At 70.5% G+C, this 12,256-nt stretch carries 11 protein-coding genes; 2 read left to right on the top strand and 9 right to left on the bottom strand.

The window, feature by feature from the left end:
* Positions 1-17: 17 nt before the first annotated feature.
* The 8 genes from rodA to AB0H82_RS23715 form a co-directional block, all read right to left on the bottom strand.
* Complete coding sequence (gene rodA / locus AB0H82_RS23680) at positions 18-1,211, bottom strand: rod shape-determining protein RodA (RefSeq protein ID WP_362995791.1); 1,194 nt, start codon at positions 1,209-1,211, stop codon at positions 18-20.
* Positions 1,211-3,388: a penicillin-binding protein 2 gene (gene mrdA, locus AB0H82_RS23685; protein WP_362995792.1), complete on the bottom strand. Its 2,178-nt coding sequence runs from the start codon at positions 3,386-3,388 to the stop codon at positions 1,211-1,213. The genes rodA and mrdA overlap by 1 nt, the downstream gene beginning before the upstream one ends.
* Positions 3,385-4,059 (bottom strand): rod shape-determining protein MreD, encoded by a 675-nt coding sequence (gene mreD / locus AB0H82_RS23690; protein ID WP_362995793.1) that lies wholly within the window; start codon positions 4,057-4,059, stop codon positions 3,385-3,387. The genes mrdA and mreD overlap by 4 nt, the downstream gene beginning before the upstream one ends.
* Before the next feature lie 12 nt (positions 4,060-4,071).
* Positions 4,072-5,022, bottom strand: a complete 951-nt coding sequence (mreC, locus tag AB0H82_RS23695; protein WP_362995795.1) for a rod shape-determining protein MreC — start codon at positions 5,020-5,022, stop codon at positions 4,072-4,074.
* A 163-nt stretch (positions 5,023-5,185) separates the two neighbouring features.
* The gene (locus AB0H82_RS23700) at positions 5,186-6,205 is read right to left on the bottom strand and encodes a rod shape-determining protein (protein WP_030362602.1); all 1,020 of its coding nucleotides are present in this window, start codon (positions 6,203-6,205) and stop codon (positions 5,186-5,188) included.
* A 312-nt stretch (positions 6,206-6,517) separates the two neighbouring features.
* Positions 6,518-6,931 (bottom strand): nucleoside-diphosphate kinase, encoded by a 414-nt coding sequence (ndk, locus tag AB0H82_RS23705; RefSeq protein WP_127911807.1) that lies wholly within the window; start codon positions 6,929-6,931, stop codon positions 6,518-6,520.
* Positions 6,932-7,001: 70 nt separating this feature from the next.
* Positions 7,002-7,367 (bottom strand): DUF4233 domain-containing protein, encoded by a 366-nt coding sequence (locus tag AB0H82_RS23710; protein ID WP_362995797.1) that lies wholly within the window; start codon positions 7,365-7,367, stop codon positions 7,002-7,004.
* A gap of 6 nt (positions 7,368-7,373) precedes the next feature.
* Positions 7,374-8,903 carry a folylpolyglutamate synthase/dihydrofolate synthase family protein gene (locus AB0H82_RS23715; RefSeq protein ID WP_362995799.1) on the bottom strand — a complete coding sequence of 510 codons (1,530 nt, stop codon included), beginning with the start codon at positions 8,901-8,903 and terminating at the stop codon, positions 7,374-7,376.
* 144 nt (positions 8,904-9,047) lie between these two features.
* Here AB0H82_RS23715 and AB0H82_RS23720 point away from each other — a divergent pair, with 144 nt between their 5' ends.
* Positions 9,048-10,064 carry a rod shape-determining protein gene (locus AB0H82_RS23720; RefSeq protein ID WP_362995801.1) on the top strand — a complete coding sequence of 339 codons (1,017 nt, stop codon included), beginning with the start codon at positions 9,048-9,050 and terminating at the stop codon, positions 10,062-10,064.
* A gap of 213 nt (positions 10,065-10,277) precedes the next feature.
* Here the strand turns inward: AB0H82_RS23720 and AB0H82_RS23725 are convergent, their stop codons facing one another.
* A complete protein-coding gene (locus AB0H82_RS23725) occupies positions 10,278-11,441 on the bottom strand; it encodes a histidine kinase (protein WP_362995803.1) in 1,164 nt (387 codons plus the stop codon).
* Between the two features lie 136 nt (positions 11,442-11,577).
* On the opposite strand from AB0H82_RS23725, the gene AB0H82_RS23730 reads away from it, so the two are divergent.
* Complete coding sequence (locus tag AB0H82_RS23730; protein WP_362995805.1) at positions 11,578-12,222, top strand: hypothetical protein; 645 nt, start codon at positions 11,578-11,580, stop codon at positions 12,220-12,222.
* Positions 12,223-12,256: the final 34 nt, after the last annotated feature.

The following is a 12,256-nucleotide window of genomic DNA, read 5'->3' on the forward strand; positions in this document are numbered from 1 at the left end:
GGGACTTCCGGCACCGCTTACGCGGACATCGGCCGCTGCACCTTGATCGACTGGAGCAGTCCGACGGCCACCCAGACCGCGAACATCGACGAGCCTCCGTAGCTCACGAAGGGCAGTGGGAGGCCCGCGACCGGCATGATGCCGAGGGTCATCCCGATGTTCTCGAAGGCCTGGAAGGCGAACCACGCGATGATGCCCGCGGCGACGATCGTGCCGTAGAGCTCGGTGGTCTCGCGGGCGATGCGGCAGGCGCGCCACAGGACGACGCCGAGCAGGACCAGGATGGCGCCCGCGCCCACGAAGCCAAGCTCCTCGCCCGCGACGGTGAAGACGAAGTCGGTCTGCTGCTCGGGGACGAACTGGCCGGTGGTCTGGGAGCCCTTGGTCAGTCCCGTGCCGGTCAGGCCGCCCGAACCGATCGCGATGCGCGCCTGGTTGGTGTTGTAGCCGACGCCGGCCGGGTCGAGGGCGGGGTTGGCGAAGGCGGCGAAGCGGGCGATCTGGTAGTCGTCGAGGACGCCCAGCTGCCATATGGCGATGCCGCCCGCGACGCCCGTGCCGAGCAGTCCGAACACCCAGCGGTTGGAGGCGCCCGAGGCGAGCAGCACGCCGAGCACGATCATCGCCATCACCATGACCGAGCCGAGGTCGGGCATGAGCAGGACGATCATTATCGGGACGGCGGCGAGGCCGAGGGCCTGCACCACCGTGCGGTGGTCGGGGTGCTCGCGGTCGCCCGCGTCGACGCGGGCCGCCAGCAGCATCGCCATGCCCAGGATGATCGTGATCTTCACGAACTCGGAGGGCTGGAGGGAGAAGCCCGCGATCACGAGCCAGGCGTGGGCGCCGTTGATGGTGGCGCCGAGCGGGGTGAGGACGAGCAGCACCAGGAAGACGGAGATGCCGTAGAGGATCGGCACGGCGGTGCGCAGGGTGCGGTGGCCGAGCCAGATCGTGCCGGCCATCAGGGCGAGCCCGATGCCGATGTTCATGACGTGCTTGAGCAGGAAGGCGTACGGGTCGTCGCCGACGAGTTCCGTGCGGTTGCGGGTCGCCGAGTAGACGAGCGCGGAGCCGATCACGGACAGCGCGAGGGCGCAGAGCAGTATCACCCAGTCGAGCCTGCGCACCACCGAGTCGCGGGCGAGGAGCCGCGACATGCCGGAGCGCTCGGGTCCGTACCCGGAGACGGAGAAGCCACTGCCGGTCATCAGTCCCGCCTCCAGTTCGCCGGGGCACCGGCCAGCTCCTGCTGCTCGGCCGGCTCCTTGGGCGGCTCGGGCTTGTACGGCTTGATCTTCGGGGAGTGGATGGAGCCGTCGCCCTTGATCTTGGGCAGGGACTTCTGCGGCTCGGGCAGCAGGGCCTTCTTCAGGTCCTGCTTGCCGTTCTCGTCCAGGCCGTAGATCGCGTCGTAGATCTTGCGGACGGCGGGTCCTGAGGCGCCGGAACCCGTACCGCCCTGGGAGATCGTCATGATGATCGAGTAGTCCTTGGTGTACGTCGCGAACCACGAGGTGGTCTGCTTGCCGTAGACCTCGGCGGTACCCGTCTTGGCGTGCATCGGGATCTTGTCCTGCGGCCAGCCGCCGAACCGCCACGCGGCCGTACCGCGCGTCGCGACGTCCGCGAGGGCACCGTCTATGTCCTTGCGGAGCTCGGCGTCCATCGGCAGCTTGCCGTGCGACTTCGGCTTGATCTCCTCGATCCGCCTGCCGTCGGCGCTGATGATCGCCTTGCCGACGGTGGGGTCGTACATGGTGCCGCCGTTGGCGATGGCGCTGTAGATCGTCGCCATCTGTATCGGCGTGACGAGGGTGTCGCCCTGTCCGATGGAGTAGTTGACGGAGTCACCGGCGCGCATCTTCATGCCTTCGAGGCAGTTCTCGTACGCGATGCGCTCGGCGTAGTCGCCGCCGCTCTTCTTGCCCTGCTTGCACCAGGCGTCCTTGTTGGCCTTCCAGTAGTCCTTCTTCCACTGGCGGTCGGGGACGCGTCCGGTGACCTCGTTGGGCAGGTCGATGCCGGTCTCCTTGCCGAGGCCGAACTGGTGGGCGGTCTTGTAGAACCAGTCCTTGGCGTCCTTCTTCGGCTTGTTGCCGCCGTCCTTGGCCCACTGGTCGTGCGACAGCTTGTAGAAGACGGTGTCGCAGGAGACCTCAAGGGCCTGGCCGAGGGTGATGGAGCCGTGGCCCTTGGACTCGAAGTTCTTGAAGGTCTGGCCGCCGATGGAGTACGAGCTGGGGCACGGGTAGCGGCCGTTGAAGTCGTAGCCCGCGTTGACCGCGGCGGTCGTCGGGATGACCTTGAAGATGGAGCCGGGGGCCGCCTGGCCCTGGATGGCGCGGTTGAGCAGCGGGTAGTTGGACTTCTTACCGGTGAGCCTGGCGTAGTCCTTGCCGGAGATGCCGCCGACCCAGGCGTTCGGGTCGTACGTCGGGTTGGAGGCCATGGAGACGATGCGGCCTGTCTTGTTCTCCATGACGACGACGGCGCCCGCGTCGGCCTTGTAGTTCTCGCCGGTGTTCTTGTCGAACTCCTGGCGCGCCTTCTTCATCGCGTCGTTGAGCCAGTACTCGGAGACGGCCTGCACGCGCGCGTCGATGCTGGTGACGACGTTGGCGCCGGGCTGGGCCGCGTCGGACTCGGCCTTGCCGATGACGCGGCCGAGGTTGTCGACCTCGTAGCGGGTCACGCCGGCCTTGCCGCGCAGCTGCTTGTCGTACGTCCGCTCCAGGCCGGAGCGGCCCACCTGGTCGGAGCGGAGGAACGGCGAGTCGGTGTTCTCGGCCTTCTTGATCTCTTCATCGGTGACGGGCGAGAGGTAGCCGAGGACCTGCGCGGTGTTGGACTTGCCGGGGGCGGCGTAGCGGCGCACGGCGGTGGGTTCGGCGGTGATGCCGGGGAAGTCCTCGGAGCGCTCGCGGATCTGCAGGGCCTGCTTGGGCGTCGCCTCGTCGGTGATCGGGATGGGCTGGTACGGCGAGCCGTTCCAGCAGGGCTGCGGCGTCTTGGAGTCGCAGAGGCGGACCTTGTCGGAGACCTCCTTGGGCTCCATCTCCAGGACGTCGGCGAGCTTGGCGAGGACCGCCTTGCCGTCGTCCTTCATCTTCATCAGGTCCGTGCGGGACGCGGAGACGACGAGCCGTGTCTCGTTGTCGGCCATCGGCACGCCGCGGGCGTCCAGGATCGAGCCGCGCACGGCGGGCTGGACGACCTGCTGGACGTGGTTGCCGGAGGCCTCCTCGGCGTACTCGTCGCCGTTGCGGACCTGGAGGTACCAGAGACGGCCGCCGAGGGTGAGGAGGAGGGAGACGACGAGGATCTGGATGATGACGAGACGGATCTGCACGCGGGGCGTGCGCCCCGTCTCGGGGATGTTGGTCACAGGCGCTTGACCCCCTTGATGCGTCCGGCGCGGGCGACGCGGGCCTTGGCCGCTTTCGCCCGCAGGCCGCCGCCGCGCTGGTCGCCGATGCGCAGTCCGGTGCCGGACGAGAGCCAGCCGGAGGAGACGTCGGCCGCCTTGTTGGCGGGTGAGTTCTCCCCGAGCGGGTCGTTGTCGGCGCGCCGGGCGAGCGCGATGATCAGCGGCACCGTGAAGGGCGCGAGCAGCAGGTCGTAGAGCGCGGCGGTGAACAGGAGCCCCACCAGGCCCACATGGCGGGCGGCGGTGTCGCCGACGAGGGAGCCGACGCCCGCGTACAGCAGCGTCGAGCCGATGGCGGCGCTGACGACCACGACGAGCGGTCCGGTGGCGGAGCGGAGTCTGCCGCCGTCGGGCTTGGCGAGGCCCGCGAGGTAGCCGATGACGCAGAGCACCAGGGCGTACCGCCCGGCGGCGTGGTCGGCGGGCGGGGCCAGGTCGGCGAGGAGGCCCGCGCCGAAGCCGACGAGGGCGCCGCCGACGTGGCCGTAGACGAGGGCGAGGCCGAGGACGGTGAGCAGCACCAGGTCGGGCACGGCGCCCGGCAGCTGGAGCCGGGCGAGGACGCTGACCTGGATGACCAGGGCGACGACGACCAGTGTGGTGGACAGCAGGATTCGGTTGAAGCGCATGGGTCCGGTCTCCTACTGCTCGTCGTCGGCGGCGCCGTCGGCCGGGGGCTGTCCCGGGGGGGTGGCCGTCACGGTCACCGTCGGGGTCGGCTTGGGCTTCTCGGGCTTCTTCGGCAGGACCGTGTCGCGCGGGTCCTCGCGGGGCGCCTCGACGACGACACCGACGATGTCGAGCTTGGTGAACCCGACGTACGGCTTCACGAAGACGTTGCGGGTGAGGTCGCCGCCGGAGGGGTCGACGCGGACGACCTCGCCGACCGGGACGCCCGGCACGAACGGCCGGTCCTTCTGCGAGCCGAAGGTGACGAGCCGGTCGCCCTTCTTGACCTCGGCCTTGCCGTTGAGCAGCTGGACGGAGAGCGGACGGTCGCCCTGTCCGGTGGCGAAGCCGAGCTCGTCGGTCTTCTCCATGCGGGTGCCGACGGTGAAGTCGGGGTCGTTGGCGAGCAGGACGGTCGCGGTGCCGGGGCCGACCGTGGTGACCCGGCCGACCAGGCCGTCGCTGTTCAGGACGGTCATGTCGCGCTTGATCCCGTCCTTGGCACCGGCGTCGATCGTGACGGTCCAGGAGAAGCCCTGGGCCGCTCCTATCCCGATGACCTCGGCGCCCTTGATGCCGTACTGTCCGGCGCCCGCCTTCTTGAGCATGCCGTCGAGCTGCCGTACGCGGCTGCGGTTGCGGTCGTCGCTGCCGAGCTTGGCCTTCAACGCGGCGTTCTGGCGCTCCAGTTCGGCGATGCGGCTGTGGCGCTCACCGGAGTCGCGGACCGCGCCGATGGCGTTGCCGATCGGGTCGACCGCGGAGGACATGCCCTCCTCGACCGGACCGAAGACCGTGGCGGCGGCCCGGCGGGCACCGTCGACCGGCGAGTCCTCACCGCCGCGGATGTCCACCGTGATCAAAGCGAACGCGATGGCGACCAGCAGCACAAGAAGCAGCCGGCTCTCTCGTGTGTCCCTCACGTGCGGCGGCGTGCCTTCCTCAATCGGATTCCGTGGAAACTGCGGGTTCCACGAGGTTCTGGGGAATTGTCGTGCCTTGCGGGAATTGTGTGTCTTGCCTCTATATCAACGATCCGCCGCACGAAGTGGCAGGCACTCGTACGGCGGATCTTCTCGCGTCAGATCATCTGCGCGGCTGGGCGTCAAGCACCTGCTGCAACGCCTCGAACTCCTCGACGCACTTCCCGGAGCCGAGCGCCACGCTGTCCAGCGGGTCCTCGGCGATGTGGATCGGCATGCCGGTCTCGCGGCGCAGCCGCTCGTCGAGGCCGCGCAGCAGGGCGCCGCCGCCGGTCAGCACGATGCCGCGGTCCATGACGTCGCCCGACAGCTCGGGCGGGCACTTGTCGAGGGTGGTCTTGACCGCGTCGACGATCGCGTTGACCGGCTCCTCGATGGCCTTGCGGACCTCGGCGGCGGAGATGACGACGGTCTTGGGCAGCCCGGAGACCAGGTCGCGGCCGCGGATCTCGGTGTGCTCGTCGGCGTCCATGTCGTACGCCGAACCGATGGTGATCTTGATCTGTTCGGCGGTGCGCTCGCCGAGGAGGAGGGAGTACTCCTTCTTGATGTGCTGGATGATCGCGTTGTCCAGCTCGTCGCCGGCGACGCGGATCGACTGTGCCGTGACGATTCCGCCGAGGCTGATGACCGCGACCTCGGTGGTGCCGCCGCCGATGTCGACCACCATGTTGCCGGTGGCCTCGTGGACCGGCAGGCCGGAGCCGATGGCCGCGGCCATGGGCTCCTCGATGATGTGCACCTGCCGCGCGCCGGCCTGCGAGGAGGCCTCGATGACGGCGCGGCGCTCGACGCCCGTGATGCCCGAGGGCACGCAGACGACCACGCGCGGACGGGCCAGGTAACGCCGCTTGTGGATCTTCAGGATGAAGTAGCGGAGCATGCGCTCGGTGATCTCGAAGTCGGCGATCACGCCGTCCTTCAGCGGGCGCACCGCGACGATGTTGCCGGGCGTGCGCCCGATCATCTTCTTGGCTTCCGCACCGACCGCGAGGATGCCACCGGTGTTGGTGTTGATCGCGACGACGGACGGCTCGTTGAGTACGATCCCCCGACCCCTGACGTACACCAGCGTGTTGGCGGTCCCGAGGTCGACAGCCATGTCACGGCCGATGAACGACATGTTGTTCCCCATGAGGATGCGTCTGGCCTTCCCTAGTGGAGCTTGTGATGGCTTTTTAGGTAGGCGAGGTGGGTGCTGAGTGGCAGTGGAGGCTTCCATCGTAGTCTCGGCCGCGCGAAGACGGCGCGAGGGTCTTCGCCATTGTCAGCAGATGATGTGCCGCCTCGCCTTTGGAGACGTGCCATCGGAGGCACAGGTTCCCCCAATGGGGGCGCATATGCCAAAGGACGGCCGAATTCCTTCGGCCGTCCAGGCGCGGGCGGCGCGTTGCTGACGCGAGGTCAGACGACTGTCGCGAGCACAGTCGCGGGACTAGGCGACACCCGGAAAGAAGATCTTCAGCTCGCGCTCGGCGGACTCCTCGGAGTCCGAGGCGTGGATCAGGTTCTCCCGGACGATCGTGCCGAAGTCACCACGGATCGAACCGGGCGCCGCGGCGATCGGGTCGGTCGGCCCGGCGAGCGCGCGGACACCCTCGATGACCCGCTCGCCCTCGACGACGAGCGCGACGACGGGACCGGAGGACATGAAGGCGACCAGCGGCTCGTAGAAGGGCTTGCCCTTGTGCTCGCCGTAGTGCTGCTCCAGGGTCTCCTGGTCCAGCGAGCGCAGTTCCAGCGCCGAGATCGTCCAGCCCGCCTTGCGCTCGATGCGGCCGATGATCTCTCCGATCAGGCCGCGACGGACGGCGTCGGGCTTCAGCAGGACGAGGGTGCGCTGGCTCATGTGCGGCTCCAAGAGGTGTTCTTACGATCTCTGCGATCACGGGGATTGGGCCGCACGATACCGGGGTCGGCTACGCGGCGTTACCTCCGGCCTCCGCCTGCCCCTCCGCCATCGCCGCGAAGCGCGCCTTCGCCTCGTCGATCTTGCGCCCGAAGTGGACCGAAGCCCACCACAGAGCGGCGAACACCGCACCCAGGAAGAACATCGTCGGCACCACGAAACCGCTGGCGATCAGCGCGATCTGCAGGGCCCAGCCGAGCTGGATGCCGCCGGGGCGGGTGATCATGCCGCAGAGCAGGAGGCTCAGGAGCATCGCGATGCCGCTGACCGTCCAGACCGTGCCCATGGACAGGTCCTCGTCCTTCATGGCGACCAGACCCGCGAAGCCGATGACGAAGAACTCGCCGATCAGCGTCGAGGCGCAGAGCATACGCACAGGAATTCAGCCTCTCCCCAGGAGCAGTCGGGCCTCGCCGACCGTGATGACGGAACCAGTGACGAGGACGCCGGCACCGGCGAACTCCCCCTCGTCCTCGGCGAGCGTGATCGCCGCCTCCAACGCGTCGTCCAGGCGCGGCTCGACCTGCACGCGGTCGTCGCCGAAGACCTCCACGGCGAGTCCGGCGAGCGTGTCGGCGTCCATCGCGCGGTGGCTGGAGTTCTGCGTGACGACGACCTCGGTGAAGATCGGCTCGAAGGCTTCGAGGAAGCCCTTCATGTCCTTGTCGTCGCTCGCGCCGATCACGCCGATCAGCCGGCTGAAGTCGAAGACCTCGCTGATCGCGGCGGCGGTGGCGCGGGCGCCCGCCGGGTTGTGCGCGGCGTCCAGGACGACGGTGGGCGAGCGGCGGACCACCTCCAGGCGGCCCGGCGACGAGACCGAGGCGAAGGCCTTGCGGATCGTGTCGATGTCCAGCGTGCGCGCGTGCTGCGAGCCGACGCCGAAGAACGCCTCGACGGCGGCGAGTGCCACCGCGGCGTTGTGCGCCTGGTACTCGCCGTGCAGCGGCAGGAAGACCTCCTCGTACTCCCCGCCGAGGCCCCGGAGCGTCAGGAGCTGGCCGCCGACCGCGACCCGGCGGGCGACGACGCCGAATTCGAGGCCCTCACGGGCCACCGTCGCATCGACCTCGACGGCCTTCTTCAGAAGCACCTGCGCGGCGTCCACCGGCTGCTGGGCCATGATCACCGTCGCGTCCGGCTTGATGATGCCGGCCTTCTCCTTGGCGATCTCGCCCGGCGTGGAGCCCAGGCGGTCCGTGTGGTCCAGGTCGATGGGGGTGATGACGGCGACCGAGCCGTCGATCACGTTCGTCGCGTCCCAGCTGCCGCCCATGCCGACCTCGACCACGGCCACGTCCACCGGGGCGTCCGCGAAGGCCGCGTACGCCATGCCGGTGAGGACCTCGAAGAAGGAGAGGCGGTACTCCTGCTGGGCGTCGACCATCTCGACGTACGGCTTGATGTCGTTGTACGTCTCGATGAAGCGCTCGGCCTCGACGGGGGCGCCGTCCAGGCTGATCCGCTCGGTGATCGACTGGACGTGGGGCGAGGTGTACCGCCCGGTGCGCAGCTCGAAGGCGGAGAACAGCGCCTCGATCATGCGGGCCGTGGACGTCTTGCCGTTCGTCCCCGTGATGTGGATCGAGGGGTACGCGCGCTGAGGCTCGCCCAGGACGTCCATCAGGGCGGCGATGCGGCTGACGGAGGGCTCCAGCTTGGTCTCGCCCCAGCGGCTCGCGAGCTCCGTCTCCACCTCGCGCAGCGCCCTGTCCACCTCCGGGTCGGCGGGGCGCGCGGGGACGTCGCCCTGCGGCGGGCCCCCCTGGGTGCGCAGGGTGCGGCTGCCCGCCTCGATCACCGCGAGGTCTGGGTCCCTGTCGGTCTCGGCGCCGACGATGCTCTCGAAGGCGTCGTCCGCGTCATCGGCGGGGCGGTCTGCGTGCTCGTCGTGCGGGGGGAGGTCACTCACGCACGCCAGTCTACGGAGCGGCACCGACACTCCGCGTCCGGACCGGCCGGAGGGGTTCGGTCCGCCTCGTCGGGACTTTAGGCCCGTCCGATTCAGGACTTTGGTCCCTCCGCTTCGGGCGGCCGCCGGGCAAACTTGGCGATCATGGACATAGGTATCGACCTCGGCACTGCCAACACCCTCCTGTACGTGCGCGGCAAGGGGATCGTGCTCAACGAGCCGTCCGTGGTGGCCGTGCGGGCCGACCGGGGCGGCAAGAGCGGGGTGCTGGCCGTGGGGGCGGAGGCCAAGGAGACCATCGGGCGGACGCCCGGGTCCATCACCGCCATCCGTCCGCTGCGGGACGGCGTGATCAGTGACTACGAAGCCGCCGAGGAGCTGATCCGGCACTTCGTGCGCAAGGCCCTGCCGGGGCGTCGGCCCCGTACGCGCATGGTCGTGTGCGTGCCGAGCGGGGTCACACCCGTCGAGCGGCGCGCGATCGTCCACGCGTCGCAGCGGGCCGGGGCGCGGGCCGTCCACCTCATCGAGGAGCCGATGGCGGCCGCCATCGGGGCGGGCCTGCCGGTCTCCGAGCCCCGGGGGTCGATGGTCGTCGACATCGGCGGCGGGACGACCGAGGTCGCCGTCATCTCGCTGGGCGGCATCGTCACCGCCCAGTCGCTGCGGGTGGGCGGCGACCGGCTCGACACGGCCATCACCGACTTCGTCCGCAAGGAGCACACCCTGCTCATCGGGGAGCGCACCGCCGAGGACATCAAGGTCGCCATCGGCTCCGCGTGGCCCGTGCCGGGCGAGGACGCCCTGGAGATGCGGACGTTCACCGTGCGGGGGCGGGAGAAGGTCGGCGGCCTGCCGAAGACCGTCGACCTCACGGCACGCGAGGTGCGGGCCGCGCTGGACGAGCCCGTCGAGCAGATCATCGCCGCGGTGAAGGCGACCCTGGAGGAGTGCCCGCCGGAGCTGTCCGGCGACATCATGGAGCACGGGATCGTGCTGACCGGGGGCGGTGCGCTGCTGCCCGGACTCGACCTGCGGATCGCCTCCGGGACGGGCATCCCCGTCTTCGTCGCCGACGACCCGCTGAACAGCGTCGCGATGGGGTGCGGGAAGTGCGTGGAGGACTTCGACGGGCTTGAGCGGGTGATGACGGCGGCGTGAGCCTGCGGCGCGGGGTGCGCTTTTCGTCTGCGGGCCGGTGGGGGCTGGTCGCGCAGTTCCCCGCGCCCCTGGGTGGGCCTCCCGCTGTCGGCCTGAAGGTGCTGCTCCCACTGACGGCGCCTTTGGGCGAGGGTGACGCAGGGGTACTCAGGGGCGCGGGGAACTGCGCGAGCAACCCCCACCGGCCCGCAGCAGGCGACGGTGCCGTCGGGCCTACGCCAGCTCGCCCGGCGAGAGGGTCGCCCGGACCTCGTACACGTCCCCCCGCGGCCCCGCCGCGAACGTGCCGCCCACCGCGCGGATCCGCTCCGCCATGCCCGTGGTGCCCGTGCCCGCGGAGACGGGAGCGGCGGGTGGGGTCCTGGTGGGGAGGGGGTTGCGGACCGTGATCTCCAGGCGGGGTCCGCGCAGGGACACGTGGACGGTGACCCGCTCGCCCGGCGCGTGCTTCGCCGCGTTCGTCAGGCACTCCTGGACCACCCGGTGCACCGCCGCCTGGCGGAGCGGCGAGAGGCGGTGGGCCGCGTCGTCGATCACGAGGTCGACGGGGCTGCCCGCCCGGACGCTGCGCTCGGCGAGTCCGGGGAGGGCGTCGAGGCCGGGGGTCGGCGTGCCGTCCGTGCCGCGCTGCACGATGATCTCGTTCAGCATCCGGTGCGCGCTGCGCGCCGTCTCCGACAGCTCCTCGAAGCCGTCCTCGAAGGGGCTGCCCTCGGCCCTCCGCGCGAGGACCTGGGAGCGCACGCTCAGCAGCGTCAGCTCACGGCCGACGAAGTCGTGCACGTCCCGCGCGATGCGGGCGCGCTCCTGCTGGACGGCGTGCAGCGTGTCCGTCTCGGCGCGCTGCGCCTCCAGGGCGCGGACCAGGTCCTGCCGGTTCGCGGCGACGCCGACGCCCGCCGCGAGCACGCCGATCGGGACGACGAGGCTCAGGAACGAGCCGAGCGTGTCCCCGCGGTGCACCGGCCAGCCCGGCAGGTTGAACATCACGTACGCGAACGAGACGTAGCCGATGACGCCCAGCGTCCCCGCCGCGCGGCCCCGGTAGCGGCCGAGGGAGTAGAGCGCGAACTGGGCCAGCGTCAGCTCGTGCAGCCAGCCCAGGAAGAGGAGCGAGACCGCGTACGTCAGCCAGGGCCACCTGCGGCGCAGCAGCAGCGACGAGGCGCCGCCCACCAGGGCCAGCGCGGCCAGCGGGCCGTTGAGGCCGTTGTCCTCCGCCTCGGCGAGGCCCGGGATGTCCAGGCTCATCAGCGCGAAGGCGCTCAGCGCCGCGAGCACGTCGAGCGCGCGCGGGGCCTGCGACCAGCGCCCGCAGAGGCGGCCGGCCGTGGCCGCCGCCTGGCGGATCGTCTGGGCGGCGGGCAGGGTGCGCATGCCCTCCATCATCCAAGGTCTTTCGACCCGTTTCACCGGCCTTACGTCCCTGTTTTGGTGATTTGCCGCACCTCGGGCGGGTGTACTTCCGGCGCGGCTGCCCGATCCCGGCTTGCGCCGGGGGTCAAATCGGACCATGTGGTATGCCCAGAATCCCGCCAAGAGGACCCATCAGCTCGCCGGTGACACCGGGGTCCTCGTGTGGACCGCGCTGTGGGCCGCCGCGGCCGTCATCGCGTACCGGCTGACCTGTGCGCTCGCCCTCCCCCGCGCCCTCCAGGAACACAGCGCGCCGCTGCCGCTGGTCGGCGGCCGTGTCGACATCGCGCTGCGGCGCGTCGCGGGTGCCGTCGACGCCATGGACCCGGTGGTCGTCAGGACCGCCGTGGCCGTGGGCGCCGTCGCCCTCTTCGTGGTGCCCGTCGGCCTGCTGCTGAACGCGTGGCTGCCACGCCGGCTGCGGTGGATCCGGCAGGCGGGCGCCGCCCGTGACCTCGCCGCGTCGGACGACGGCCGCGAGCTGCTCGCCCTGCGCTCGCTGCTGCGGCCGCTCCACGAGGTGGCCGCCACCGCGTCGGAGATCCCGGACGCGACGCCCGGCAGCCTCGCCTGGGGCTGGCGGCACGGCGATCCGGAGACGCTGGACGCGCTGGCCGCGGCGGAGCTGGAACGGCTCGGCCTCGACCTCGCACCGCCCCGGACGGACTACGGCACCCTGGTCCGCCCGCTGCCGGCCCAGGCCACCGAGACCGTCACGGGCCCGGTGGCCAGCGAGGTCTAGCGGTCCAGGAGACGCGCGAAGGCCCCGGGACCTG

Origin of the sequence: Streptomyces sp. NPDC050732, assembly GCF_040654255.1 — a bacterium.
Classification (GTDB): Bacteria; Actinomycetota; Actinomycetes; order Streptomycetales; family Streptomycetaceae; genus Streptomyces.